The organism is Nocardioides sp. NPDC127514, assembly GCF_040302125.1.
Lineage (GTDB): Bacteria > Actinomycetota > Actinomycetes > Propionibacteriales > Nocardioidaceae > Nocardioides.
The window spans coordinates 91,685-117,957 of the sequence record NZ_JBEORF010000007.1; the positions used below are offsets into that span (position 1 = coordinate 91,685).

General features: G+C 68.5%; 28 protein-coding genes. 15 read left to right on the forward strand and 13 right to left on the reverse strand.

What is annotated here, in order from left to right; genetic code table 11:
* The first annotated feature begins 263 nt into the window (after nt 1–263).
* From ABTX24_RS07370 to ABTX24_RS07385, 4 genes are all read left to right on the forward strand, one after another.
* The gene (locus ABTX24_RS07370) at nt 264–1,682 is read left to right on the forward strand and encodes a helix-turn-helix domain-containing protein (RefSeq protein WP_350838499.1); all 1,419 of its coding nucleotides are present in this window, start codon (nt 264–266) and stop codon (nt 1,680–1,682) included.
* A gap of 27 nt (nt 1,683–1,709) precedes the next feature.
* Complete coding sequence (locus ABTX24_RS07375; protein ID WP_350838501.1) at nt 1,710–2,192, forward strand: TrmO family methyltransferase domain-containing protein; 483 nt, start codon at nt 1,710–1,712, stop codon at nt 2,190–2,192.
* Between the two features lie 140 nt (nt 2,193–2,332).
* Complete coding sequence (locus ABTX24_RS07380; protein ID WP_350838503.1) at nt 2,333–4,588, forward strand: DNA/RNA non-specific endonuclease; 2,256 nt, start codon at nt 2,333–2,335, stop codon at nt 4,586–4,588.
* 31 nt (nt 4,589–4,619) lie between these two features.
* Nucleotides 4,620–5,036, forward strand: a complete 417-nt coding sequence (locus ABTX24_RS07385) for an agglutinin cell wall attachment protein (RefSeq protein ID WP_350838505.1) — start codon at nt 4,620–4,622, stop codon at nt 5,034–5,036.
* 39 nt (nt 5,037–5,075) lie between these two features.
* Here the strand turns inward: ABTX24_RS07385 and ABTX24_RS07390 are convergent, their stop codons facing one another.
* Nucleotides 5,076–5,996 carry an AraC family transcriptional regulator gene (locus ABTX24_RS07390; protein ID WP_350838507.1) on the reverse strand — a complete coding sequence of 307 codons (921 nt, stop codon included), beginning with the start codon at nt 5,994–5,996 and terminating at the stop codon, nt 5,076–5,078.
* Between the two features lie 53 nt (nt 5,997–6,049).
* Here ABTX24_RS07390 and ABTX24_RS07395 point away from each other — a divergent pair, with 53 nt between their 5' ends.
* From ABTX24_RS07395 to ABTX24_RS07430, 8 genes are all read left to right on the forward strand, one after another.
* A complete protein-coding gene (locus ABTX24_RS07395; RefSeq protein WP_350838509.1) occupies nt 6,050–6,745 on the forward strand; it encodes a class I SAM-dependent methyltransferase in 696 nt (231 codons plus the stop codon).
* Nucleotides 6,746–6,792: 47 nt separating this feature from the next.
* Entirely contained in the window at nt 6,793–8,547 is a 1,755-nt protein-coding gene (locus ABTX24_RS07400) for a DUF429 domain-containing protein (protein ID WP_350838511.1), read from the forward strand.
* Nucleotides 8,548–8,599: 52 nt separating this feature from the next.
* On the forward strand, nt 8,600–10,138 hold the full coding sequence (locus tag ABTX24_RS07405) for a molybdopterin-dependent oxidoreductase (RefSeq protein WP_350838513.1): 1,539 nt from the start codon (nt 8,600–8,602) through the stop codon (nt 10,136–10,138).
* An 81-nt stretch (nt 10,139–10,219) separates the two neighbouring features.
* Complete coding sequence (locus ABTX24_RS07410; RefSeq protein WP_160025404.1) at nt 10,220–10,858, forward strand: fasciclin domain-containing protein; 639 nt, start codon at nt 10,220–10,222, stop codon at nt 10,856–10,858.
* Nucleotides 10,859–10,895: 37 nt separating this feature from the next.
* Nucleotides 10,896–11,495: an ECF RNA polymerase sigma factor SigK gene (sigK, locus tag ABTX24_RS07415; protein WP_350838515.1), complete on the forward strand. Its 600-nt coding sequence runs from the start codon at nt 10,896–10,898 to the stop codon at nt 11,493–11,495.
* Complete coding sequence (locus tag ABTX24_RS07420; protein WP_350838517.1) at nt 11,492–12,247, forward strand: anti-sigma factor; 756 nt, start codon at nt 11,492–11,494, stop codon at nt 12,245–12,247. Before sigK ends, ABTX24_RS07420 begins: the two co-directional genes overlap by 4 nt.
* 125 nt (nt 12,248–12,372) lie before the next feature.
* Nucleotides 12,373–12,507: a hypothetical protein gene (locus tag ABTX24_RS07425; protein ID WP_256206805.1), complete on the forward strand. Its 135-nt coding sequence runs from the start codon at nt 12,373–12,375 to the stop codon at nt 12,505–12,507.
* On the forward strand, nt 12,507–13,646 hold the full coding sequence (locus tag ABTX24_RS07430; RefSeq protein WP_350838519.1) for a N(5)-(carboxyethyl)ornithine synthase: 1,140 nt from the start codon (nt 12,507–12,509) through the stop codon (nt 13,644–13,646). The genes ABTX24_RS07425 and ABTX24_RS07430 overlap by 1 nt, the downstream gene beginning before the upstream one ends.
* Nucleotides 13,647–13,653: 7 nt before the next feature.
* Here the strand turns inward: ABTX24_RS07430 and ABTX24_RS07435 are convergent, their stop codons facing one another.
* Nucleotides 13,654–14,430, reverse strand: a complete 777-nt coding sequence (locus ABTX24_RS07435; protein ID WP_350838521.1) for an NPP1 family protein — start codon at nt 14,428–14,430, stop codon at nt 13,654–13,656.
* Between the two features lie 124 nt (nt 14,431–14,554).
* On the opposite strand from ABTX24_RS07435, the gene ABTX24_RS07440 reads away from it, so the two are divergent.
* A complete protein-coding gene (locus ABTX24_RS07440) occupies nt 14,555–15,001 on the forward strand; it encodes a TY-Chap domain-containing protein (RefSeq protein WP_350838523.1) in 447 nt (148 codons plus the stop codon).
* On the opposite strand, the gene ABTX24_RS07445 is transcribed toward ABTX24_RS07440, so the two are convergent.
* The 9 genes from ABTX24_RS07445 to ABTX24_RS07485 form a co-directional block, all read right to left on the reverse strand.
* Nucleotides 14,995–15,441 (reverse strand): hypothetical protein, encoded by a 447-nt coding sequence (locus ABTX24_RS07445; RefSeq protein WP_350838525.1) that lies wholly within the window; start codon nt 15,439–15,441, stop codon nt 14,995–14,997. The two genes, ABTX24_RS07440 and ABTX24_RS07445, sit on opposite strands and share 7 nt — an antisense overlap.
* Entirely contained in the window at nt 15,438–15,860 is a 423-nt protein-coding gene (locus ABTX24_RS07450; protein ID WP_350838527.1) for a hypothetical protein, read from the reverse strand. Before ABTX24_RS07450 ends, ABTX24_RS07445 begins: the two co-directional genes overlap by 4 nt.
* Nucleotides 15,861–15,862: 2 nt before the next feature.
* Complete coding sequence (locus ABTX24_RS07455; protein ID WP_350663671.1) at nt 15,863–16,222, reverse strand: hypothetical protein; 360 nt, start codon at nt 16,220–16,222, stop codon at nt 15,863–15,865.
* 7 nt (nt 16,223–16,229) lie between these two features.
* Nucleotides 16,230–17,432 (reverse strand): WXG100 family type VII secretion target, encoded by a 1,203-nt coding sequence (locus tag ABTX24_RS07460; protein WP_350716524.1) that lies wholly within the window; start codon nt 17,430–17,432, stop codon nt 16,230–16,232.
* Nucleotides 17,432–17,734: a hypothetical protein gene (locus tag ABTX24_RS07465; protein ID WP_160025414.1), complete on the reverse strand. Its 303-nt coding sequence runs from the start codon at nt 17,732–17,734 to the stop codon at nt 17,432–17,434. The genes ABTX24_RS07460 and ABTX24_RS07465 overlap by 1 nt, the downstream gene beginning before the upstream one ends.
* 53 nt (nt 17,735–17,787) lie before the next feature.
* Nucleotides 17,788–19,800 carry an MDR family MFS transporter gene (locus ABTX24_RS07470; protein ID WP_350838529.1) on the reverse strand — a complete coding sequence of 671 codons (2,013 nt, stop codon included), beginning with the start codon at nt 19,798–19,800 and terminating at the stop codon, nt 17,788–17,790.
* 72 nt (nt 19,801–19,872) lie between these two features.
* Complete coding sequence (locus tag ABTX24_RS07475; protein ID WP_350838531.1) at nt 19,873–21,033, reverse strand: hypothetical protein; 1,161 nt, start codon at nt 21,031–21,033, stop codon at nt 19,873–19,875.
* 103 nt (nt 21,034–21,136) lie between these two features.
* The gene (locus ABTX24_RS07480; protein ID WP_091051628.1) at nt 21,137–21,397 is read right to left on the reverse strand and encodes a metal-sensitive transcriptional regulator; all 261 of its coding nucleotides are present in this window, start codon (nt 21,395–21,397) and stop codon (nt 21,137–21,139) included.
* Nucleotides 21,381–21,803 (reverse strand): DUF302 domain-containing protein, encoded by a 423-nt coding sequence (locus ABTX24_RS07485; protein WP_350838533.1) that lies wholly within the window; start codon nt 21,801–21,803, stop codon nt 21,381–21,383. Before ABTX24_RS07485 ends, ABTX24_RS07480 begins: the two co-directional genes overlap by 17 nt.
* A gap of 129 nt (nt 21,804–21,932) precedes the next feature.
* Between ABTX24_RS07485 and ABTX24_RS07490 the strand changes: the two genes are divergently transcribed.
* Entirely contained in the window at nt 21,933–22,322 is a 390-nt protein-coding gene (locus tag ABTX24_RS07490; RefSeq protein ID WP_350838535.1) for a carboxymuconolactone decarboxylase family protein, read from the forward strand.
* 35 nt (nt 22,323–22,357) lie between these two features.
* Nucleotides 22,358–22,528 carry a DUF8730 family Cys-rich protein gene (locus ABTX24_RS07495; RefSeq protein WP_350838537.1) on the forward strand — a complete coding sequence of 57 codons (171 nt, stop codon included), beginning with the start codon at nt 22,358–22,360 and terminating at the stop codon, nt 22,526–22,528.
* 219 nt (nt 22,529–22,747) lie between these two features.
* Here ABTX24_RS07495 and ABTX24_RS07500 read toward each other — a convergent pair whose 3' ends face one another.
* Both ABTX24_RS07500 and ABTX24_RS07505 read right to left on the reverse strand, forming a co-directional pair.
* On the reverse strand, nt 22,748–23,077 hold the full coding sequence (locus ABTX24_RS07500) for an HIT domain-containing protein (RefSeq protein WP_350838539.1): 330 nt from the start codon (nt 23,075–23,077) through the stop codon (nt 22,748–22,750).
* Nucleotides 23,078–23,214: 137 nt separating this feature from the next.
* A complete protein-coding gene (locus tag ABTX24_RS07505) occupies nt 23,215–26,142 on the reverse strand; it encodes a vitamin B12-dependent ribonucleotide reductase (protein WP_350838541.1) in 2,928 nt (975 codons plus the stop codon).
* Nucleotides 26,143–26,273: the final 131 nt, after the last annotated feature.

A 26,273-nucleotide genomic window follows, 5' to 3' on the forward strand; every position in this document is an offset into this window, starting at 1 on the left:
GGTTCTGGCGCGGTAGGTGTACCGCGGCTTGACCTGACCAGCTTGCTGGAGCAAGCCGGTCAGGCTCCCATGCGGAACGGCAACTTTCTGGTCCGCGGCCTAACAGGAGCTTGACCTGCATATTTGGGTGTTGGTGAGTCGAGATCTTGTATCTGGATGCAAGTTTCTGCGCCGCGGTCACGCATCGCTGGCTGCGGGGTGGGTGCGCCGATACGATCGCGTCAGATGAGGGCCGCAGACGACGATCGGGCGAGGTATTCGACGTGGCACGTAGCGAGAGGGCAGCGCGCGAGCAGCTGCGCATGTGCTTGGTCGCCGAAGACCGCTCGGTGGCCCAGATCGCTGCGCAGATGCAGCAGGCCTTCGGTGACCGCCCGCGGCGGGCCTGGCGGGCAGCTCTCGGGTGGACGCAGTGGAAGGCGGTCCAGCAGTACCGGACGGTCAACCCGGATGCTCCGATCGATGATTCCCGGCTCTCGCGGTGGGAGAACTGGCCCCACGGTGGTTCGCGTCCCGCGCTCGAGGACCTCGCGCGTCTGGCTCGCGCATTCGGGCACGGCTGCACGGTCCTCGACCTTCTCGACGACATCGATCACGAGCACCTCCCACCGGCGCAGCAGGATCTGCTTCGGCAACTGCGAGCCCCAACGGCTCCGATCGATCGGCCGGCACGGGACAATGGTGGTGTGGACCTGACTCGACGTGAGGCACTTGGTGCGGCCGCGGCAACCGTGGTGTCGTGGGGTTCCCCGCCGACAACGGGACGACGCTACGGCACGACCGATGTGGCACGGGTCTACTCCACGGCGGCCGGGTTCGCACGCGCCGACCAGAAGCACGGCGGTGGGAGCGCGCTCGGTCAGGTAACGGCGTACCTCATGAACGACGTGCAACGCATGGTCACCGGCGCTTTCCCGAACGAGTCGGTCAGGGCAGCGATGTTCGCGGCGGCCTCCGAGGTCGCCTACGTCGCAGGGTGGATGGCCTTCGACGATGCCCGCCAAGGCCAGGCGCGTCGCCTCCTGACCACCTCGGTCAAGCTCGCCGAGGAGGCCAACGCCCCGGCACTCGCGGGCCATGCACTTCGGGCACTCGCACATCAGGCGATCGAGCTCGAGAAACCCAATGATGCCCTGGCGCTCGCGGAGGCATCCGTGGACGGCGACCGATACCGGACAGCGTGCCCGCGTGAGCGTGCGTTGATCGGGGTCGTCCATGCTCGCGCCCTCGCCACCGCCGGCCTGGGCGGCGCGTCCGCTGCAGCGCTTCTACGTGCGGAGAACGACCTCGCGGCCGCGATCAACGGCGATGAAGAGCCGAGCCGCGTGTTCTTCTTCTCCCAAGCGTCACTCGCACACGAGACCGGCCGCACGCTCTACGCCAGCGGCGACCTCAACGGTGCCGAAACCGCCTTGACCCGGAGCGTCGAGCTACGTGGCAAGGAATTCGTACGCACCCACGCGGTCACCCTCGGTTACCTCGGCGAGATCCAGGCCGCCCGGGGCCACCTCGACCGTGCCGGAGCGACCTGGTCGACCGCACTGGACGCAACCAGCGGCGTACGGTCCGGCCGCGTCCGCGACATGGCCGCCACCGTGCGTCAGGTTCTCCAGCCGGTCCGTGCCACCAGCGAGTTCGCAGACCTCGATCAGCGTGCTGCCGCGTACCTCGCAACAGCCTGACCCGACCGCCACTGCCAAGGAGCATCCGTGGACCCCATCCCCATGACCCCGATCGCCCGCGTCGTCGGCGGCCGCACAGAGCCGACCGACGACTACTGGGGCGGCACCCAGGCGATCATCCGCCTCGACTCCGACCTGTTCCCGGCCGAGGCGACCCACGGTCTAGAGGAGTTCTCCCACCTCGAAGTGGTCTTCTTCTTCCACCTCACCGACCAGACCGACCTCAACCTCGGCCTACGTCGCGCCCGAGAGAACCCCGCCTGGCCTGAGGTCGGCAACATCGGCCACCGCAACATGCGCCGTCGCAACTGGCTCGGTATCTCCCGCTGCAAGCTCATCAAGGTCGACGGACTCGACCTCCACGTCGAAGACCTCGACGCCGTCGACGGCACCCCGGTTCTCGACGTGAAGCCCTGGTTCGCCGAGTTCGGCACTCGCGGAGAGACTCATCAGCCGACTTGGGTCACCGAGATGCTCGGCGACTACTTCGCCCCATCGACCGAGGCCTAGCCAGCCGCTCGGTAAACGGTGGCAGCCCTCGACACCGTGGGCGAAACTGCTGTTCGGTTTCGGGAGCATCGGGGGACATGAAGTTGGGTGGTCGGGCACCGCTTCGCATACGCCGACGCGGCAGGCGATCGCGTCTGCTCATGGCGCTGCTTGCCCTGACCTTCGTCATCATCGGGTCGGTAGCAGTCGGTTCGCCGGCCGGCGCAGCAGACCTCGCGTGCAACAACGACGAGGCACCCATCCCTGCCTCCCCACACGGGGCTGGGTCGTGGATCGTCCAGATCGGCGAGAGCCCGAAGGACGCCGATCCTTTCGACGACGACGGCGTGACCTTGGAGTCGACGTACGGCACGACCCCGCAACTGTGGACCTACGACAACGGGTGCACCGGCCAGTTCGTCTCCGGAGCAGGGACGGCGATCGGGAACATCCTGCTCCAGATCTCCGGCACGATCCCGAACTGGACCCACGCCCTGCTGGCTGCCGTCGTCGATCCGGACTCTCCGGTCCAGGCCCTCGACAACCCGGTCGTGGACGCCACCCGGGCGGTCACCGAAGGGGTCTGGCGCCCATGGATCACCATCGCCGTGCTCCTCGTCGCCGCGACCGCGATCTGGCGCGCACGCACCGGCCACATCGCGGGATCCGCGACCGCCGTCGCATGGGCTGGTGTCGTACTTCTTGGGACGTCCCTGCTGATCTCCTACCCCGCGGAGTCGGTCCGCCTGGTCGATGACGGCGTACGCAACGCGGTCACGCTGATCGCGACCGGGTTCGAGGATCACCCGGCGCCCGGCGAGGATCCAGCAGTGGCTGCGATCAACGGCCAGATGGACGAGGTCGTACGCTCCACGCAATACCGCACCTGGCTCACCGGCGCGCTGGGCGATGCCGACTCCGCCACTGCCCGCGAGCACGGACCAGACCTGTTCTGCGCGACCCACTTCACCTTCGATGAGTACGAGATCTACCAGTCCGACCCCGAAGGTGAGGGGAAGACGATCGTCGAGGAGAAGCAGGACGCCTTCAAGACGATCGCCGAGCAGATCGACCGTGAAGACTCGGTCGCGTACGAATACTTCAAAGGTGAGCACTGGGGTCAGCGCGCAACCGCAGGTCTCGTCAACCTGGTCGCGGTGGTCGTGACCTGCGGTTATCTGCTGATCGCTGGGTTGGCGATCCTGCTCGCGTTCGTGCTCATCCGCCTCATCGTCCCGTTCGCACCGGCCGCTGGGATCCTGTTCATGTTCGACCGCACCCGCGACCTCGCTGTCGGCCGGCTGCATCGCGTGATCGGCCCTCTGGTCATGGGGCCGATCTACTTCGTCGTGGCTCTATGCCTGCTCCGGTTCTTCAGCGAAGTCCTGACCAGCGCCCAGGTTCATTACGCTCTCAAGCTCGCCGTCTGTGCCGTCCTCACCTATATCGCCTGGCGCTTCACACGTCCCGCTGCCTACGGAGTCGGTCACATCTGGGGTGCTGCCGGGTTCGCCTGGGGAATGGCCACCGGTTGGCGGCGCCAGGCCGCTCCCTACCGCGATCCGGAGTTGCACGCACCTCCTGCTGTCAACTCGCCTTCACCTCCTGCGGCCTCGGGACTTCCGGCGGATCTCTCGGCGCCACCACCTTTGTCACCCACCCCCACGCAGCCGTCCGCGCCTGCTTCCACCTTGCCAAGCGGTGCTGCTGGGTTAGCGGTATCCGAGGTCAGCCCGATACAAGAGCGGTGGCCGCGACCAGGTACCAGCCGGCGTACCCAGGGACCGGAACTCGGGCCGCGTACATCGTTCCCCGGCAATGGCTTCGCCTTGGAGCCGAACACCGCCTATGAGGTACCGGGCCGTGGAACCTACTACACCGATGGCGAAGGCCAGCTTCACTACGCGGAGACTGTGTACGGCGATGCCGCCCGTCCCAACCCAGATCTGAACTACCCAGCGCCGAACGTCACCTATGCGGTCAGCGACCGACATGTGTTCATCACGGATACCGGGTCACGGACCATCGAGGCCCATGACCCACACATGGCCCGGCGGGATGCACCACGCTCTGGACATATCCAGGCAGACGTAGGAAAGCAAGGTGGCCCCGGCTACGACGGAGGCCACCTCGTCGCCAACTACGCCGGCGGTGGCCGCGAGCGCATCAACATCGTTGCGATGCTTCAGGAGCTCAACCGGTCTGGCTCCCCGGAGTACGGCAGCATCCCGAACAACTTCTACAAACTGGAGTCGGACCTCAGAGATGCCATCGACGGCGGCCACGACGTGTCGTTCAGTCTGTACGTTGACTACGACGACGATGGGCCCGTCCCAACCACGATCACCGTTGAGTACAGCATCGACGGCGTCGCAGACGAGAAGGAGTTCGAGAATGTCAGACCACCCCGACTCTGAACGGTCAGGTCTGGAGCGCCAGGGAGAACTCATGGCCCAGATCGGCCCGATGATTCCGGAGCGGGTTGAGGGCGAGTGGACTTCCGTTGTTCTCCGGCGGCGCGCGGTTTCGATGTACGCAGAACAGGAACTCATCGTTCACCGTCTGAACGGCGCGACTGAAAAGGCCCTCGCTCCCAGGGCGGTCTCCAAATTGCTCAAGGAACTCCGGAAGGTGATGTACACGCCGGGTGGCGGCACGTGGTTGTCGCTGGAGTGGACGATCGAGAACAACTTGGGCGATTGGTCCGGGCGCACCAGCTTCAACTACGACGACGAACCCTCCTGGCAAGAGCCGCTCAATCCCGGCATGTATGGGCTCGACCTTGAGGACTTTCCTCGCGAGCCGCAGAACGTCCCGTTGTGGATGCAGCAGCGGTTGGACGAAGCGCGTCGTCAGGCCAAGTAGCGCGCCACTGGTGCCCCGTCCCAGCACATCCTGGCTGGTTCACGCCTCCCGGCGCCAGCGGTCGGGGGTGGTGCCGTAGCGGGACTTGAAGCGGCGTACGAGGTAGCCGGGGTCGGTGAGGCCGGTGCGGGTGGAGATGACCGAGAGGGGGAGGTCGGTTTCGCGGAGGAGGCGGCGGGCTTCGGTGAGGCGGCGCTCGGTGAGCCAGTCGAGGAGCGTACGGCCGGTGCGTTGGCGGATGACGGTGGTGAGGTGGCCGGGGGTGTAGCCCAGGGTGCGGGCCAGGTCGCCGGCGGAGACCTTGGTGGCGTACGTCCTCTCGATCTCGTCGAAGACCCGGCTGACCAGCGGGTCCGGGGCAATCGGAGCACTCGGGGCCAGGCGCGCGGAGGCGACGAGGAGCTGGGTGAGGAGCGCGGTGACGGCGTCGTGGGAGCCGAGGCGTTCGGGGTGGCGTAGCTCGTCGTCGAGCTCGGTGAGCCAGGCCCGCCAGCGCGGGCGCTCGGTCTCGGGGACCAGGCCGCGGCGGCCGTCGGCGGCGAAGAGGGCGAGCAGCGGGTGGTGGGCCCAGGTGAGCGGGGAGATGGAGGCGAGGGAGGGGATGGCGTCGGGGGTGAACGCCACCGACCACGCCCGCGCGTGGGTGAGCTCGGCGAGCGACTCGGCGGCGACGACCTCGCCGGGAGCCACCGCGTGGACCTCGCCGTCGCGCAGCGCAACCTGCTTGCCGTCGAGGCCGACGGCGCCGCCGCCGCGCTCGACATAGGCCAGCACCCAGAAGTCGTGGGCGTGCCGGTTGTCGGGAGGCAGGTGGTCGACGTCGCAGTCGGGATCGAGGGGGACGACTCTGACCGGAGGTAGGCCGGGGCCCTGGTCCCAGGCGTAGACCGGAGTGCCGTCGGCGCGGACGGTGCGTACGGCACGCGCGAGAGCCGAGGTCGGATCCGAAGAACGTCCCATGGTGACCGACTTCCCTCCCACCGCTGATCCGCAGAATGTCCCATCGTGGATGTATGACCACCATACAGATCATCGACGGCCGCGCCGAGGGCGAACGGGACCGCCCGTTCCTCCCCGGCATGGGCCGCACCTGGCTCCTCCCCCTCTACGACCTCTTCACCCGGTTCGCCCGCGTGCGCGCGCTCCACGAACGAACGGTCGAGCTCGCCGGCATCGAGTCCGGCCAGAGCGTGCTCGACGTCGGCTGCGGCACCGGCAACCTATCCTTCTCGGTGCTTCGCGCCGTCCCGGGAGCCGTGGTGACCGGGCACGACCCCGACGACGCCGCGCTGCGGATCGCCGCTCGCAAGGCGGGTCGGCGGGGCGTACGTCTCTCGCTGGTGCAGGGGTACGCCGACCGGTTGCTGCCCGAGGACGGCAGCGTCGACCACGTCGTCTCCTCGCTCGCGCTGCACCACGTCGACGACGCCGGGCGCGAGGGGTTCGGACGGGAGGCCCACCGGATCCTCCGGCCCGGCGGGCGGGTGACCATCGTCGACTTCGGCGCCCCCGACCACGGGCACGGCGGGCACGGAAAGGGACACGGCCACGAGGGCCACCGGCACCGCGGGATGAACGCCTACACCGAGCGCAACCTCGACAACGGGATCGTCACCCTGCTGACCGCCGCCGGGTTCACCGACGCCCGCGAGGTCGACCACATCGACCACCGATTCGGTCCGATCACGATCGTGCAGGCGACTCGCTGACGGCCCGGGGGTTAGACCCGCGCCTCTTGGACGGGCAGTCTGGCCCCATGTACTTCCTCGGAGTCGACCTCGCCTGGGGCGTGCGCAGGCCCACCGGTGTCGCCGTCCTGGACGAGGATGGCCGCCTCGTGCACGTCACTGCCGCCAAGACCGACGACGAGATCGTCGCCGCCATGGAGCCCTACGTCGACGACTGTCTCGTCGCGATCGATGCTCCGCTGATCGTCACCAACCCCACCGGGAACCGTCCGGCCGAGGCCGCGCTCAACAAGGACTTCGCTCGCTTCGACGCCGGCGCGCACCCCTCCAACACCAGCAAGCCGGAGTTCAGCGAGCAACCTCGAGGCGCCCGGATCGCGGCACGGCTCGGGCTCGACACGAACCCCCGATCCGGTCGGCGGCGCCGGGCGATCGAGGTCTACCCCCACCCCGCGACGGTGGCCCTCTTCCGCCTGGGTCGGACACTGAAGTACAAGAACAAGTCAGGGCGCGACATCGACCAGCTCCGCGCCGAGCTGATCATGTTGTTCGGCCTGCTCGAGGGGCTCGCGAGCGCCGACCCGCCGCTGCTGCTCGACAACCCGTCCTGGCACGCCCTGCGAACGGCCGCCGAAAAGGCGGTACGCAAGAGCGAGCTGCGAGTGGTCGAGGACCAGGTCGACGCGGTGCTGAGCGCCTACATCGGCCTGTTCGCGACCCGCGCCCCGGACCGGACCACGACGTACGGAGACTTCGCCACCGGCTACATCGTCACTCCGACGCTGCCCGACGACCTCCGCCCGACACCCCGCGGGCGGGCCGGGGCCCGGATCCACGACACCGCGACCGCGGTCCGTGAGTACGCCGCGATCCAGCCGATCCTGCACGAGGCGGCCGACCAGTACGTACAGCTGGTGACCTCGATCCTCGATGACGCCGGCATCAACTACCTGACCGTGACCTCGCGCGCGAAGTCGGTCGCGTCGTTCGCCGCCAAGGCGGCTCGTACCGTCGACGGACGGCAGGTCTTCACCGACCCGCTCCGCCAGATCACCGACCAGATCGGGCTGCGGGTGATCACCTATGTCCACAGCGACGTCCAGGCCGTCGCCGACCTCCTCGACGACCAGGTGGTGGTCCACGACGACCGCGACATGGGCGAGGAGACCGCGAGCGAGGGCCGGTTCGGGTACGCCAGCCGCCACCTGCTGGTCAGCCTCGACCCCGCGCGCGAGGGCCAGGCGGCGTACGAGCTGTTGCGAGGCCGCCAGGCGCAGATCCAGATCCGCACCGTGCTGCAGCACGCCTGGGCCGAGTTCGAGCACGACATCCGCTACAAGGGCACCATCCCCAGCGAGCACAGACCCGACTTCGACCGACGGTTCACGCTCGCGGCCGGCCTGCTCGAGCTCGCCGACCGCGAGTTCTCCACGATCCGGGATCGGCTGCGGGAGGGCGGGACCGCAGCCAGCACGGAGACTCCCGACGACGACCCGCGGATCAGCCCACGCGAGCTGGCGGCCTTCCTGGCCGGGCAGTACGCCGACGCCGGCTGGTCGCGAACCGACCACTACGGGTGGATCTCCGGGGTCATCCTCGAGCTCGGCATCACCTCCCTGAGCGAGCTCGGCGACGCGCTGCGCTCGGTCGACGAGGAGACCCTCATGGCGCGGATGGACTACCGCTATCCGCCGGGGGCGGTGCGGCGGCTCGATGACGCCCTGCTCTGGGTCTACGGCGACGCCTACGTCGAGCTGCGTGCCAACGCGCACCGGGAGCCCGGCCTGCGGGCCAGGCTCGCCAAGATGCGCGACACGGACTGACTCGTCTCGGCAGGCATCAAATCCGGTCGGGGCTCGGGCACGAATCCCCGCCATGAGACACCTGGATCGTCATACCCTCGCCCATGCCGCCGCCGGTGTGCTCGCCGGAGCGGTCGGAATGTCCGTCGCGCACCTCACGGCCGCGCTGCTCACGCCGGCCTCCTCCCCCGCGCTCGCGGTCAGCACCGCAGTCATCGACGCGACACCCACCCCCGTCAAGGAATGGGCGGTGCGCGAGCTCGGCAGCGCGGACAAGCCGATCCTGATCGGCAGCGTGCTGCTGGTCACGATCGCGTTCGCCGCCGTGATCGGCGTGATCGCCCGCAGACGTCTGTGGCTCGGCGTCGGTCTGATGACAGGCCTGGTCCTGCTCGCCGGAGCCACCGTGGTCCGCCAGCCGCTCTTCGAGATCGCCAACCTCGTGCCGACGCTGGTGGCGCTCCTCCTCGGACCAGGCGTGCTGGTGCTGCTGACCCGCGCCCTGACCTCCGAGCGCACCCCGACCCACCGGCAGGACACCCCGGACGAAGGCGCGGCCACCCGCCGCAGCGTCCTGATCGGGTTCGGGGCTCTCGCCCTGCTCTCCGCCGCGGCCGCGACCGGCGGGCAGATGATCGTGCGCGGCCGTACGGCGCTCGCCGACATCATGCTGCCGCGGGTCCGCAAGCCGCTGCCCGTGCTCCCGGCAGGGCTGGAGGAGACCCACAAGGGGATCTCCCGGTTCATCACCCGCAACCGCGACTTCTACCGGGTCGACACCAAGCTGGCCGTCCCGATCGTCGACCAGAACAGCTGGTCGCTGACCATCGACGGTGACGTCGACCGCGAGCTCACCTTCAGCTACGACGACCTGCGCGCGCGGGAGAACGTCGAGTACGACATCACCCTGACCTGCGTCTCCAACGAGGTCGGCGGCAAGCTCGTCGGCGCAGCGCGCTGGACCGGCGTACCTCTCAAGGAGCTGCTCGAGGAGGCCGGAGTCGGGAAGAACGCCGACCAGATCCTCTCGACCGACGTCGAGGGCTTCACGATCAGCACACCTCTCGAGGCCGCGATGGACGGCCGCAACGCGATGGTCGCCCTCGGCATGAACGGCGAGGTTCTCCCCCGCACCCACGGCTTCCCGGCCAGGCTGGTGGTGCCCGGCCTCTACGGGTACGTCGGCGCCACCAAGTGGGTCACCAAGCTCACCCTGACCCGCTATGACGAGGCTACGGCCTACTGGACCGACCGCGACTGGGCCATCGATGCGCCGATCAAGCTCTCCAGCCGGATCGACACGCCCCGGCCGCTGAGCAACATCGAGGGCGGCCGCACGGTGATCGGTGGCGTCGCCTGGGCCCAGCACTCCGGCGTCGACACGGTCGACGTACGCATCGACGGCGGTCGCTGGCAGCCGGCCGAGCTCGGTCCGGACGCCGGGATCGACTACTGGCGCCAGTGGTTCATGCCGTGGGACGCCGAGCCCGGGAGCCACCAGCTGGCCGTCCGGGTCACCGATCGCGACGGCAACGTGCAGAGCTCGGAACGGGCCACCCCCTTCCCCGACGGGTCCAGCGGGATCCAGGAAATCGTCGTCACCGTCACCTGAGAAGAAATTGGCGAAATCCGATTCGGCCGCCGTGCCGAAGCCCTCATGACAGCAAGAGACCAACCCTCGAAAGGCTCTCTCATGAAGCTCAACACCATCACCCGCACCGGCAGCGTCGCCGCCTCCATGGCTCTCCTGCTGGGTCTGGGTCTCTCGGCATGTGGCTCCGAGGACACCGCGTCCGGAAGCGACAGCGGCTCCAAGACCTCTGAGACCACCGAGGCCGCGCCCGAGAACGAGGAAGCCGGTTCGCAGACCTTCGGCGAAGGCTGCAAGCTGATTCCCGCCGACGGTGCCGGCTCATTCAACGGCATGTCGACCGCGCCGGTCGCCTCCGCCGCGAGCGCCAACCCGCTGCTCAAGACGCTCGTGACCGCGGTCGGCGAGGCCGAGCTGGTGGACACCCTCAACAGCGCCGACGCGCTGACCGTCTTCGCGCCGACCGACGACGCCTTCAAGAAGATCCCGAAGGCCGACCTGGACGCCGTACTGGCCGACAAGGCCACGCTGACCAAGGTCCTCACCCACCACGTGGTGGCCGGCCAGCTCAGCCCCGACGAGGTCGCTGGTGAGCACGAGACCCTGGCCGGCGACATGATCACCGTCGAGGGCGAGGGCGAGGAGTTCACCGTGGGCAAGGAGAACGCCAAGGTGCTGTGCGGCAACATCCCGACCGCCAACGCCACGGTGTACGTCGTCGACACCGTCCTGATGCCCTGATCGGGACATCGGACCGGATCTCCGCGAGGATCGACACATGAGACCGCTCAGCTCAGTTCCCTCCGGCGACTCGTCGCCGGAGGGAACCGGGTCCCCGGGGCTTGCCGAGCTCCTCCGTCGCGTCGCCCGAGGCGACGAGACCGCCTTCGCCGCCCTCTACGACGCGACCTCCGCCCGTGTGCACGGACTGGTGCTGCGGGTGGTCCGAGACCCGGCTCAGGCGGAGGAGGTCACCCAGGAGACGTACCTCCAGGTGTGGCGCACCGCCAGCCGGTACGACGAGAACCTGGGCAGCGCCCATTCGTGGCTGCTGACCCTGGCCCATCGTCGTGCGGTCGACCGGGTCCGATCCGCGGAGTCCGCCGGCCGCAACGACACGGCCTACCACGGGACCACACAGACCCCACCACATGACACGACGGCCGAGGCCGTGGAGACCTCCTTGGAGGCTCGCCGCGTCCACGCCGCCCTCGAAACCCTGACGGCAGTCCAACGGGAGGCGCTACAACTGGCGTACTTCGGCGGCTACACCCACACTGAGGTCGCCGCCATGCTGGACTTGCCGATAGGCACTGCAAAGACCCGTATCCGGGACGGACTGATCCGGTTGCGCGACGCGATGGGAGTGAGCCGATGAACGCGCAAGACATTCACGCCCTCTCCGGCGCATACGCGGTGGACGCCCTCGACGACCTCGAGCGCATCCGCTTCGAGGAGCATCTCGCCGCCTGCGCGGACTGCCGCGACGAGGTGGCCAGCCTGCGCGACAGCGCCTGGATGCTCGGCAGCCTGACCGACACCGCACCTCCGCCCGAGCTGCGCGACCGTCTGCTCGCCGGGATCAAGGAGATCCGACCGCTTCCGCCCGAGACCACACCGAAGCACAGGGCCGTCGAGGCTCCTGAGCCCGCGGAGGAGTCGTCCGGCCGTCGCCGGTTCGGGTGGCGTACGTTCGCCGCCGCGGCCGCGGTGCTGGCCGTCGTCGGCAGCGGGACGGTCGCGGCCGTCGAGCTGATCCGCGAGGACTCCAGCCAAACCATGTCGACCGCGGAACGGGTGCTGAACGCGAAGGACGCGACCACCGTGGCCGTCGACCTTCCGGGCGAAGCCCGTGCCCGGGTGGTCCGCTCGGTCTCGGAGAACAGGGCGGTGCTGGTCACCTCCGGCATGCCGGCCGCGCCGAACGGCAAGGTCTACGAGCTCTGGCTCCAGCACGACGATGTGATGGTCCCCGCCGGGCTGATGCCTGCCGGCAGCGACCAGACCTTCGTCCTGAAGGGCGACGCCGCGGATGCGAGCGCGGCCGGGATCACCGTCGAGCCCGAGGGAGGCTCCGACGAACCGACCTCGGCCCCGATCGCGCTCTTCGACTTCTCGCAGGCCACCTGACCTGCGAGAAGTGGAGGCCGGCCGGCTCAGGCGCACGGGGCGAGGAGACCCCGGCCGGCTTCCGACCAGCAAGGGCGTACTGTCGCAGGATGGAGCCATTCAGGCTTCCCATCAGAGAGATCCCCATGAGCGACAAGTCGCCGCGGCAGAAGATGTCCAAGAAGTCCGGGAAATCCATCAAGGCGAAGCGCGCCGAGAAGCGCAGCTCGGGGTCCACGGAGACCCTTGCCGACAAGATCCACCCGCCGAAGAAGAAGTGATGCGCCTAGGGCTCGGGGTCATCGGCTCGTCGGCCAAGGAGAACGAGCACCGGCTGCCGCTCCACCCCGAGCACATCCCGAACCTGGACCCTGACATCCGGTCCAGGATCACGCTCGAGGACGGCTATGGCACCCGGTTCGGGGTCAGCGACGAGGCTCTCGGGACGTACGTCGCCGGGTTCGCGTCACGCGAGCAGATCCTGGCCGACTCCGACGTCGTGCTTCTCCCCAAGCCGCAGCTCGAGGACGTCGAGGCGCTGAGCCCGGGGCAGACGCTCTGGGGCTGGCCACACTGCGTACAGGACCCGGAGTTGACCCAGGTCGCCATCGACCGGCGCCTGACCCTGATCGCCTTCGAGGCGATGAACCACTGGACCCGCGACGGTGCGGTCGGCCTGCACGTGTTCCACAAGAACAACGAGATGGCCGGCTACTGCTCTGTCCTACAAGCGCTCGAGCTGGCCGGGTTGACCGGCGACTACGGTCGCCGGCTCAGCGCGGTGGTCATCGGTTTCGGGGCCACCGCACGTGGCGCCGTGACCGCCCTCAACGCGCACGGTGTGCACGAGGTCGCGGTGCTCACCAACCGAGAGGTGGCCGCGGTCGGCTCACCGATCCACTCGGTGCTGATCCGGCAGTTCGACCACGAGCCGGACGGCAAGCACGTCAGCCACGTGATCACCGAGCGGGGGCGCGAGCCGCTGGCGCCGTACCTCGCGGAGAACGACATCGTCGTCAACTGCACCCTCCAGGACACGGCCAACCCACTGGTCTTCCTCGAGGAGGAGGACCTCTCCGCCTTCCGCCCCGGCAGTGTCATCGTCGACGTCTCCTGCGACCTGGGCATGGGCTTCACCTGGGCCCGGCCCACCACCTTCGACGACCCGGCCTTCCTGGTCGGCGACAACGTCCTCTACTACGCGGTCGACCACAGTCCGTCGTACCTGTGGAACTCGGCGACCTGGGAGAACAGCAACGCGTTGATCCCGTTCCTGCGCCCGGTGCTCGAGGGACCGACCGCGTGGGACGCCGTCGAGACGCTGCGCCGAGCGATCGAGATCCGCGACGGCCGCGTGCTCAACCCCGCCATCCTCGCCTTCCAGGGGCGCGCGACGGAGGCGCCTCACGCTCTGGTGTGACCGTGGGTCAGGCGTACGGATCCAGAGTGACCGCGGCCGGCTTCCCGCCCGCCAGCGCGTTGCCGAAGCGGGCGTCGGTGAGCTTGAAGGTGGCGGCGCCGAAGTCGGCTGAAACGAGGCGGTCACGGATGCCGGCGGGGTAGTTGTCCCAGCCGACCAGGCCCTTGACCTGCCAGACGCCCTCGTGGTTCTCGGGCGGCTCGTCTCCGCCGCCGGTCTTGGGGAAGCGGAAGCAGTGGGTGCTGCCGCCGTCCTTGTGATAGACGGCCTTGGGGTGCGTACCGCCCTCGAACTGCAGCTCCGACTCGGGCTTGATCTGGTAGCCGGAGTGCTGGGAGACGGACATGAACCGCGCGTGACCGTCCTGCACCCACACGATGATGTGCTCCCAGTCGTGCCGGTGGCCGGCCGAGCCGGGCCCCCAGGAGACCTGGTCCTTCTCGAAGTAGTAGCCGTAGAGGTACGCACACCAGCCGTTGTTGCACTTCGAGCGGGAGTAGACGTTGGTGTTCTGCAGGTCGGAGAGATCGCGGCACTGGCCGTTGACCGTGCCGCCCATCGCCAGACCGCCGTTGAGCGTGCCGTCCGGGCCGATCGCCGGGGTGCTGTAACAGCCGTCGGTGTCGAAGTCGAGGGCCGGCTGCCAGGTGCGGTCGCCCTCCGGGGCCGAGGCCGGCAACGCCGGCGGCGGGGCGGCCCAGGCCGCCGCCGGCACGAGGGAGAGGAGGGCGGCGAGCGGGAGCGCAAGGGCGAGCTTGCGTGTGAGTCGTTTCCCGAGAGTCATGTGGGGGTCCCTTGATCGTGGGGGAAGGGGGTGCTCAGATGCAACCAGTGCCACGATCGCGTGACAACCCCTGGTGTGTGAACGCGCCGGTAACGCTGCTCGCCGACCCTGGTTGGATGGACCGGTGGACGCAACGCAGTGGCAGGAACGGATCACCGCCGAGCTCGCCGGCCTCGGGCAGCAGGAGTTCGTGATCATCGCTGAGCCCTCGCCGCCGGCGCCGGAACCGACGGGCCTCTTCGCCCGGCTCAGGTCGAAGGCGTCACGGTCCGCCTCGGCATCTCGCTGGGGACAGGTGCTGTGCGTGGACTCGGTCCTCTACGCGGAGTTCACGGGTACGCAGCACATCGGCGGCACCTGGGAGGCCTCCGCCGAGCAGCACGAGGCGCTCCGCGCGGCCGGCTGGCTCACCCCCGACGAGACCGACCCGATCGCCCCGGCACCGGGCGTGCCGCACTACTGGCGCACCGTTCCCCGGGCCGAGGCAGCGCTGGTCGCCGGGCTCCTCGTCGACGCCTTCGGCATCCTCGGGGCCGACTTCGCGACGCTCACCCTCCGCCGGGATCAGTAGTCGCCGAGCTGCTGGCAGAGCATCCGGTAGAAGCCGGTGTTCGTCATCGGGGTGAGCCTGTCCTCCAGCGCGAGATGGAGGCCGTCGGGGCCGTTGATGCCGGCGAGCTGCCACGGCCCGACCGTGATCGACCAGGCGGTGCGGGCACCGAGCTCGTCCAGGACCTCGTCGCGAGCGTCCTGGTCCTCGCCCAACAGCTCGGCCATCCGGGCAGTCGGGAACGGGCGCATGGACCCGGCCGCGCCCTTGACCGGGCGGATCTTCAGCGTGCGCACCAGGCTCGGGACGAGGTGGCCTCGCGGGAGGTCGAGGGGCTGCGTACGCGTGCCGTCGACGCCGAGCTCGAGGTGGATGCCCGTGAGGTCGACCGCGGCGCGGTGCTCGAGGCGTCCGCCCGGACCGGCGAGGACCCAGACCACCTCCGTCGCGGCGGCGCTCATGCCGGGCTCCAGGTCGCGGCGGCGGCGTCGATCTGGGCGGCCCAGGTGGCATAGTCGCTGGTCGGCACGGTGGCGGTCAGGGTGTGGCCGACTCCGTCGATCGCCACGAACCACTGCTCCATGGTCAGCGCTGAGCCGCCCGGCCCGTCGTACATCGCCAGTCGCCGCCCCGCCTCCTGCCCGGCGATCGTGAGGCGCTCGAGGTCGATCGGCGTGTAGCCCGGCATCATCTCGGTGAACGCCATCTCGGAGCCGACCTGCCAGTCGCGGAACCCCAGGTCGCCGTTGGTCTGGGCGGTCACCGTGAGATTGGCGCGGAAGGTCCCGCTCGCGGGCGCGAGCGCCAGGAAACGTACGCCCTCGGGTGGCTCGACGCTCTCCCAGCCTTCCGGGAGCGTCATCGTCATCTGATCGGACATGGTCACTTCTTTCCTGCGGTGCGCTTCTTCTTCGGGCGCGACTCGCGATACCACTTCGGCTTGATGAACGACGGGGTGGGCACGATGACCAGCAGCGGATAGACGAGGCAGGTGAGCAGGAAGAGCCCACCGATGATCGTCCATGCCGCGGTCTGCTCGGGCACCAGCCCGAACGCCGTCGAGCCGGTGATGGCCAGCGCGGAGATGCAGGGCAGATGGATGAGTACGACGTCCTCGCCCACACCGCCCCGGTTCCACGCGGTCGCCCAGGAACGGGCACGAGCGGAGAGCCCGAGATGCTGCCAGATGCTGACCCCGGCGCCGATGACGCCGGCGGCGAGGATGAGTGCGGCCCAGATCATTGCGGTCCTAGTCCCAGAAGGTGATGGCGTCGCCGACATCGGAGGCTACCTCGCCGGCGCCCTCCGCGAAGTCGCTGACCCCGTCGACCACGGCCTCACCGAGCTCACCGGCCTCGTCGACCACGAAGTCGGCGGCCTTGCCGGCCAGCCCGGAGCCGATGGCACCACCGATCACGCCCCCGACGACACCGCCGATGACCGTGCCCGGGCCGGGGAAGATGCTGCCGATCGCGGCACCGGCCTGAGCACCCGCCCAGGCTCCACCCGCGGCGCCCGCGGTCGTGATCGCGGAGGTGCTCACCGTACGGCTCACCCGCTCCGTCGTCGACAGCGACGGGTCGTCGGCGTCCTTCTGCCACTGCTCCCACGCCGAGGTGCCGGCCGTGACCACCCAGCCGGCCCGGGTCGCCCACTTGCCCGCGGTCAGCCACTTACCGCGTACGGCTGCCTTGTTGGCCTTCGCGTGCCAGTTCTTGTCGCTGAGTACCTTCGCGGCGCGCTCCAGCTTCGTCAGGCTCGACGGGCTGGCGAACCGGCCGTTCACCCGCGGCTGGAACGTGCCGTAACGGCTCTTCACCATCCAGTCGACGCCGGCACCGGCACCCAGACCGGCCAGCCCCAGAGCGTACGCACCGATCTGCATGCCGTCGGAGAAGTCCTTCGGCAGCAGGCCCAGGTCCTCGAGGCGGTCCTCGATCCAGCCGTCGCCGGTCGACTTCGAGATCGCCTTGCCGAGGTCCTCGTGGGCGTTGTCCTCGTCCTTGCGAGCCGTCTCGACCCGGCTGACCAGGTCGTTCCACTTCTCGACCTTGGTGTTGTGGGCGTTGACGTCGCCCTCGGAGGCGTCCTCGCCCGGGTCGGTCGGCGGCGAGATCATGGTGCCGCTGACCGTGAGCCCAGCGCCGCTGGCTTCGGTGCGGATCGTCGACATCTTGGTCTCGACCGCCTTGAGGTCGCCCGAGAAGGTCGAGAGACCCTTGCCCATGGCCTCGATGCGCGACTCGAGCTGGCGCAGGTCGCTCTTGCGCTTCTCCGCCTTGGACTCGAACGCGGCGCCCGCCTGGCCCTTCCAGGAACCGGCGGTCTTGATCGCCTTGCCGAGATCGTCGAGCGCGTCACCGACCGCGTCCTTGGCGGTCGTACACGCATCCGCCGCGGTCTGCGCCGCCGACGCGTCGCCGTAGACCTTCGTGTCCATCGCCTCAGGCATCAGTTGCCCCTCACCCTCTGCTCATGACGCCGACCCGCGTCGCCGGACGCGTCATCGGTCGTGGTCGCGTGGTCGAGAGCGTTCTGTACGCCGTCGCTGAGTGACCCGAGGCCTTCTGCCATCCCGCCGACGGCCGCCGCCAGCGACGCCAGCGCGGTCGCGACCTCCGAGGACGACTCGCCCACGTCAGGTGTCTTCTGCAGCGGCTTGGCCTGCTTGAAGAGGTCGCCGCCGGCGGTGTCGAGCGTGCTCTTGATGGACCTGAGATCGTCGGGATTGACGTGCATGTCGTCGTCACTCATGCCTTCGTCCTACCCGCTTTCGCCGATTTCAAACATGACGAAAGTAAAAAGCCCTATAGGGCTGCCTCGGCCGGGCTGCGCACGTCCTGCTCACCCTCGACGATCCTGCGGGAGAGCAGGGCGAGCGCCTCGTCGAGCTTGGCGTCGTCGGCACCCCAGTCGGCGAGCTCGGTGACCAGCCACTGCTTGAACGCAGCGACCAGCTTGGCGAGCTCCTCCTTGCCCGCCTCCGTCAGGGCGTACGCCGTCTCGTCGCCGTAGAGGTAGCCCTGCGCCGCGGCGGAGGCGAACGCCGGCGCCAGTACCGCGCCCGGCATCCCGAGGCGGTGGCCGATCGCGACCAGCGAAGTCTCGCCACCGACCCACTCGCGGATCCCGATCTGGCGTACGCACCACGCGGTCGCCGCGTCGAGGTCGACCGCCGACTCCCGGAGCATGGTGAAGGTCTCCGGCGGTTGCCGGCGGACGAGCTGGGCGACGGCGGCATCGAGGCGCATCGCACTGTCGGAGGAGTTGGGCATCGCGAAGCCGTCGCCCGTGTCGGTCGCTGCTGCCCTCGAGGTGCCGCGAAGAGGCACCTCCTTGAGGAAGAGCGCGACCAGGAACGCGAGTCCGGCGACAGGGACCGCGGCGAGGAAGACGACCTGCAGCGTCTCCGCGTAGGCACCGATGATCGGCGCGCTCTGGGCGTCGGGCAGCGTGTGCAGCAGGGCGGGGGTCGCGACGTCGTTCGGGGAGACTCCGGCCGTGGCGAGGGCGGCGGGGAGCCGGTCGGCGAGCTGGTTGGCGTAGACGGTGCCCATGATCGAGGCGCCGAACGAGCTGCCCATCGTCCGGAAGAACGTCACGCCCGAGGTCGCGACGCCGAGGTCCTCGTAGGCCGCGGTGTTCTGCACGATGATCGTCAGGATCTGCATGCTCAGGCCGACACCCATGCCCATGATCAGCAGGTACAGCGACATCATCAGCGTGCTGGTGTCAGCGTCCATGGTCGAGAGCAGATAGAGGCCCAGCGACATGATCAGCGCACCGGCGACCGGGAAGATCTTGTAGCGGCCCGTCCGGCCCACGATCGAACCCGCCACTGTCGATGTCACCAGCAGACCGATGACCATCGGCAGGGTGCGGATCCCGGACGACGTCGCGGAGACGCCGTGGACGTACTGCATGTAGGTGGGCAGGTAAGTCATCGCGCCGAGCATCGCGAAGCCGACGATGAACGAGAGCACGACGCTGACCGTGAACACCCGGTCCCGGAACAGCCGCAACGGCAGGATCGGAGAGACCGCCCGCGACTCCACCCAGACGAAGATCGCGAACGCGACGGCCGAGCCGATGAACAGGCCGATGATGGTCGCCGAGTCCCAGGCGTACTCCGTCCCGCCCCAGCTGACGGCCAGCGTCAGCATCGAGGCGCCGAGGCCGACGAAGAGGATGCCGAGGTAGTCGATCGAGGGTCGCTTGCCGCGGGCGATCTGCGGCAGCGTCAGGCTGGCGATCGCGATCACGGCGATGCCGAGCGGCAGGTTGATGTAGAACGCCCAGCGCCAGGAGAGGTGGTCGGTGAAGAGACCGCCGAGGAGCGGCCCGAGGACGGTGGTGGCACCGAAGACCGCGCCGAGGGCGCCCTGGTACTTCCCGCGGTCGCGCAGCGGGATGATGTCGCCGATCAGCGCCGTCGCGGTCACCATCAGGCCACCGGCCCCGATGCCCTGCACGGCGCGGGCGCCGATCAGCCAGGCCATGTCGGTCGCGAACCCGCACGCGGCCGAGGCGAGGATGAAGAGCCCGGCGGACACCTGCAGCATCAGTTTGCGACCGAAGAGGTCACCGAACTTTCCGGCCAGCACGGTCGCCACCGTCTCGGCCAGGAGGTAGGACGACACCACCCAGGACAGGTGTCCGGCACCTCCGACGTCGGCCACGATCGTCGGTAGAGCTGTCGACACGATCGTCTGGTCGAGCGCCGCGAGCAGCATGCCGAGGAGCACGGTGCCGAAGATGAGATTGATCCTGCGCCGGCTCAGCTGAGGCTCGGCGTCCGACGTCGCCTGCGGTGCTGCCATTGCGACCCCCACGGTCTCGACTGGAATCAAACTAAGCCAAACTCCAGGCCGGGCGAGGGACCTCGCGGAATGTCAGGCAGCCTCCTCGTGGTGGTCGGCCAGGTCGCGGATCAGGCTCGCGGCCGGCTCGTGGACGAACTCCGCAAACCCGCCGAGCGCGGAAAGACCCTCCAGCGGCACGCCCGCAGAGAGCGCCGCGATCGTCTCCGGTCGCACCAGCCACGCGGCCAGGCAGGCGGGATAGTCGGCCGGACGGTTGAACAGCTCGTCGAGCTCGACCAACCCATCGTCATCCGGATTCCTGAACGCATGCAGACCCGCGTCCATGGCGAGATTGACCAGTCCGTACGGAATGTCGGTGAGCAAGCCATAGTCGCGCAGCCCGCGGTGGGTCCAGATCTCCCCCGGCTCGTGACCCGGCCTGCCGGTCCTGTCACGCAGCGCGTCGATCCACCGCTCCGGCTCGTCCGCCACCGCGTACGCCACCTCCTCAGGCACCCGCAGCGGCGCGGTCTCGAACATCAGGCCGTCGTCGATGGGCACGATCCGGCCGATCACGCACTCGCCGTCGTCGACGAGCAGCCCGGCACCGATGTTGATCGTGGTCAGCTGCTCTCCGGTCCTCGGATCCTCCCAGAGCAGGTGTCGCGGCTCGCGTCCCAGCAGCCGTAGGCCACGCATCGGCGCCCGCACCCATTCCCAGATCCGGTCGGCACCGGCGATCAGGTCGCCGGACGCGTTGTGGCGCAAGAACGCCTCGAGCCCGCCGAGCTCGTAGAGGAAGGTCTGCCGGTAGACCCAGTCGCGATCCAAGATCTGGATCCGGTCGTCCTCCCGGTCACGTCCTGGGTCGGGGCCGCCACGGACGTCCAGAGCGACACGGATCGCCTTCGACATCCGCCACTGGTTGCGCGCGTTGGTGCTCTGCATCGCCTGTGCGACGATCCAGCGCGAATGCGCCCACCTCGGCATGAGCGCCGCGAGCAGCCGCAGCTGTTCCAGCCGCTCGAGGCGCGACGGATGCCAGAACTGCTCCTTGTCGAGCTGATCGCTAGTCGTGTGGATGATCTCCAGGGCCGACTTCACATCCCCGCGGGCCTCGGCGTCGTTCACCGCGAACATCGCCGGCCAATAGGGACTGTCGATGACCTTCTCCGCGAACGACCGCCGCCGCGGATCCCCGGGCCGGTTCGGCGGACGAGGTGAGTTCTCACGCTTCTTTCGTTTGGGCATGACCCCAGCAGACCTCGGATCCCGAGGCCCCGCCAGCGCCTATCACCGGCCTGTGGATAACCCTGTCCCGGAACTCGCCTGTGGACAGTGATCGGCCCGCCGTTCAGGCAAGAGCGAGGAAGAGCTTCTCCATCTTCTTGGTGTCGACGCTGTCGCGCCCACCCTCGGCGAGGCACTTCTCCAGCCCGGTGGCGACAAGCGCATAGCCGCCTCGGCTGACCGCCTTGTTGACCGCCGCGAGCTGGGTCAGGGCGTCTTCACACTCCGAACCCTCCTCGAGCATCCGGATCACGGACGCGAGGTGTCCGTTGGCCTTCTTGAGTCGGGTGATGATGGCCTTGATCTCGTCAGGCTCGAGCTGCATGGTCGTCCTTCTTCTCTTCGGTGAGTGCTTCCAACATGCCGGTGAGGCGCTGGCGCGCGTCCGCCGCGACCTCGGCGACGCCGACGTCCGAGCTGAACGAGGTCATCGCAGCCGGATCGAAGATCTCCACCCGGGTCTCCTCCCCCTCGGCCGCCACCACGACGTTGCACGGCAGCATCGTCGCGATCCGCGGGTCGGCCTCGAGCGCGCGATGTGCGAGCTGGGGCCTGCAGGCTCCGAGAATCACCTGCTGCGGGATGTCGACACCGAGCTTGGCGTGCAGGGTGGCGGCCAGGTCGATCTCGGTGAGGACGCCGAATCCGGCGTCGCCGAGGAGGTCTCGCACGCGCGCCAAGGTCTCCGCGTACGACGCGGGGATGGTGGCGCTCAGGGTGAAGCTGGTCATCGGTTCTCCTTCGTCTTCAGTGATTCTATAACCCCCCGGGGGGTTATGCTACCGTCGTCAACGTAACCCCCCGGGGGGTTATGCCTGCCGAGGAGAGACAGTCCCTCGACCACGCCGAAAGGAGCCATCATGACCACCACGACCGACCACAGCTCACCTCACGGCAAGAGCGTCCTGCGTGACCTGGGGCCGCTCCACCAGGAGCTACGCCGCGCGATCCCCGACGTCTACAAGGGCTGGGGCGGGCTCTCCAAGGCGGCCTTCGCCGACGGTGCGCTCGACCGTAAGACCAAGGAGCTGATCGCCTTCGCGATCGGCGTGGTCGAGGGCTGCGACGGCTGCACCGCCTCCCACGGACAGGGCGCCGCTCGCGCCGGCGCGAGCCCCCAGGAGGCAGCCGAGGCGATCGGCGTCACCTTCCTCATGCACGGCGGTCCCGCCACCATCCACGGCGCGCGAGCCTTCGACGCGTTCTGCGAGTTCGTCGACGCCCTCGACGCCGGCGAACCTCCCGCCTGAGCCCCGACCAGAACCACAGAAGCAGGAACCGAACCATGTGTCGCCCCGTCCGCTGCAAGAAGTGCAAGAAGACCACCTGGGCCGGCTGCGGCCGCCACGTCGCCACCGTCAAGGCCTCCGTACCCGCCGGCCAGTGGTGCCCCGGCCACACCGCCGACCCCAAGGACCCCAACGGCACCTGGCTGAGCCGCATCCTCGGCCACTGACCGCTGGGCATCGACAGAGCTCACGAAACTGTCGGCGCCTGCACCTATCGTTCCGAGCAACGCTGGGCCGCGACGCCGACCGCGACCTCGACGACCTGGCGCTGGGCGGCAGGCTCACCGCCCGCCTTCGCCGGCACCAGGTGTTCGAAACTCATTGCCGAATGGCCGCCAGAGTCGCGCAACTACTGCACCAGCACGGGTCAATCTCGGCGCCCGCCGCTATGGACGCACATGCAGGTGCTTGGAGTCCTGGTAGGCACCTAGATTGGTGAGCACGGCCGCGGCGCCATGCTCGACCTCCACGTCTCTGGCCACTGCTTGGACGACACCGAACAGCTCACGTACATCGATCTCATCCTCGTCGCTCACAGTCGTGAGCGACCCGATATGACGTTTAGGCACCACCACGACATGGACCGCCCAGAACGGCCGCGTGTGGTGGAACGCCAGCACCCTGGCGCTGTTGTGCACCACGTCGAGACGGTCGGGGTGTGGAATGGCGACGTCACAGTAGAAGTCGTTCCCGTCGTACGAGACACCGCTTGTCATCCAGAGACCATAGGCTGACGAGCGTGTTCGGCGACATGGCGCCTGCTGTCGTGCTCGTCGTTCACGCCCACCCATAAAACGAACCCGGTCCCGCACCCTTCCTCAGGTGCGGGACCGGACTCATTCAGCCTTCAGGCTCAGCTGCAACCAGAGGTCGAGCCGCAGCCCTCGCAGACGTAGCAGGAGCCGGCGGGGCGCATCTTGGTGCCGCAGGTGAAGCAGAGCGGGCTGTCGATGGCCATGCCGCTGATCGACTCGAGCAGCTCGGCGGTGGTGTGGGCGGTGGCCTTCGGCGCCTCCTCGACGACCTCGGCCTCGGTCTCCTCCTCGACCTCGGCCTCGACCGGCTCGGCGACAGGAGCAGCCTTGCGCTCCGGCGCCGGCTTCTGGACCAGCTCGGCGGCGGTGGTGCCGTTGCCGAGCTGCTCGTAGGAGCCGGTCTCGAGGTAGCGCTGACGCTCGTCGGCGGAGTAGATGCCGAGAGCGGAGCGGTCCTCGAAGGACATGTAGTCCAGCGCCAGGCGGCGGAAGACGTAGTCCATGAGCGACTGCGCCATGCGTACGTCCGGGTCGTCGGTCAGACCGGCGGGCTCGAACTTCAGGTTGGTGAACTTGGAGACGTAGGTCTCCAGGGGCACGCCGTACTGGAGGCCGACGGAGACCGCGATGGAGAAGGCGTCCATGACACCGGCGAGGGTCGAGCCCTGCTTGCCGAGCTTGAGGAAGACCTCACCGAGCTCGCCGTCGGCGTGGGCACCGGAGGTCATGTAGCCCTCGGCGCCACCGACCGTGAAGGAGGTGGTGCGCGAGACGCGGGACTTCGGCAGGCGCTTGCGGGTCGGCGCGTAGACGATCTTCTCGATGATCTTCTCGACGACCTCGGGCTCGACCTCGGCGGCCGCGGCCTCCGCAGCGGCAGCGGTGGAGAGACCCTGGTCCTTCTTGGCGCCCTCCGACTTGCCGTCGGCCAGCGGCTGGCCGACCTTGCAGTTGTCGCGGTAGATCGCGGTGGCCTTCAGGCCCAGCTTCCACGACTCCATGTAGACCTGCTCGATCTCCTCGACCGTGGCGGTCTCGGGCAGGTTGACGGTCTTGGAGATCGCGCCGGAGAGGAACGGCTGGGTCGCCGCCATCATGCGTACGTGGCCCATCGGCTGCAGGGCGCGCTTGCCCATCGCGGTGTCGAAGACCTCGTAGTGCTCCTGGCGCAGGCCGGGGGCGTCGATGACGTGGCCGTGCTCGGCGATGTAGGCGACGATCGCCTCGATCTGCTCGGGCTGGTAGCCCATCTTCTTCAGCGCGCGCGGGATCACCTGGTTGACGATCTGCATCGAGCCGCCACCGACGAGCTTCTTGAACTTGACCAGCGAGAAGTCGGGCTCGATGCCGGTGGTGTCGCAGTCCATCATGAAGCCGATGGTGCCGGTCGGGGCGAGCAGCGAGGCCTGGGCGTTGCGGAAGCCGTTGACCTTGCCGATCTCGACGACGTCGTTCCACACGCGGGTCGCCGCGTCGATGATGTTGCGGTCGACCGGGTTGATCGAGCGGACCGCGTCGTTGGCGGCCTGGTGCTTGCGCATGACCCGCTGGTGGGCCTCGGCGTTGCGGGCGTAACCGGCGTACGGGCCGACGACACCGGCCAGCTCGGCCGAGCGCTTGTAGCCGGCACCGGTCATCAGCGAGGTGATGGCGGCGGCCATCGTGCGGCCACCCTCGCTGTCGTAGCCCAGACCCATCGCCATCAGCAGCGCGCCGAGGTTGGCGTAGCCGATGCCGAGCTGGCGGTAGTCGCGGGTGGTCTCGCCGATCGCCTCGGTCGGGAAGTCGGCGAAGCAGATGGAGATGTCCATCGCGGTGAAGACGACCTCGCAGGCCTGCTGGAAGCGCAGGGCGTCGAAGGTGTCGTCGTCCTTGAGGAACTTCAGCAGGTTCAGCGACGCCAGGTTGCAGGAGGAGTTGTCCAGCGACATGTACTCCGAGCACGGGTTGGAGCCGGTGATCCGGCCCGTCTCCGGGTTGGTGTGCCAGTCGTTGATCGTGTCGTCGTACTGCAGACCCGGGTCGGCACACTCCCACGCCGCGATCGAGATCTTGCGGAACAGCTCGCGGGCGTCGATCTCCTCGATCACCTCACCGGTCGTACGCGCCCGGAGGCCGAACTTCTTGCCCTCCTCGACGGCGCGCATGAACTCGTCGGAGACGCGCACGGAGTTGTTGGCGTTCTGGTACTGCACGGACGAGATGTCCTTGCCGCCCAGGTCCATGTCGAAGCCGGCGTCGCGCAGCGCGCGGATCTTGTCCTCCTCGCGCGCCTTCGTCTCGACGAACTCCTCGATGTCGGGGTGGTCGACGTCGAGCACGACCATCTTCGCCGCGCGGCGGGTGGCGCCGCCGGACTTGATGGTGCCCGCGGACGCGTCGGCGCCGCGCATGAAGGAGACCGGGCCCGACGCGGTGCCGCCGGAGGACTTCAGCAGCTCCTTGGAGGAGCGGATGCGGGAGAGGTTGAGACCGGCACCGGAGCCGCCCTTGAAGATCAGGCCCTCCTCCTTGTACCAGTTCAGGATCGAGTCCATGGAGTCGTCGACCGAGAGGATGAAGCAGGCCGAGACCTGCTGGGGGGACTCGGTGCCGACGTTGAACCAGACCGGCGAGTTGAAGGCGAAGTGCTGGTTGACCAGCAGCCAGGTGAGCTCGCGACCGAAGAGGTCGGCGTCGTCGTCGGAGGCGAAGTAGCCGTTCTCCTTGCCGGAGGCGACGTAGGTGTTCACGACCCGGTCGATCAGCTGCTTCAGGCTCTGCTCACGCTTCTCGGTGCCGAGCGCGCCGCGGAAGTACTTGGTCGTCACGATCGTCGAGGCGTTGATCGACCAGAAGTCGGGGAACTCCACTCCGGTCTGCTCGAAGACGGTCTCGCCGGTCTTCCAGTTCTTCTGGACGACGTCGCGACGCTCCCAGGTGATCTCGTCGTAGGGGTGGACGCCCTCGGTGCTGAAGATCCGCTCGATCTTCAGCCCGGCGCCTGCCTTCGCCGATGCCTGTGCCTCTGCTGCCGTGTCTGTCATTTCGTTCCCCCTGTTGTCATCGATCGCTGTGCCGTACTGCTGGTCGGTGCTGATGGTGGAGTCCTTGCTCTGTTCTATCTGTTTCCGCTGGCTGTGCCGTTGATTGGCCCGAGCAGGTCGCTTCCCCACGG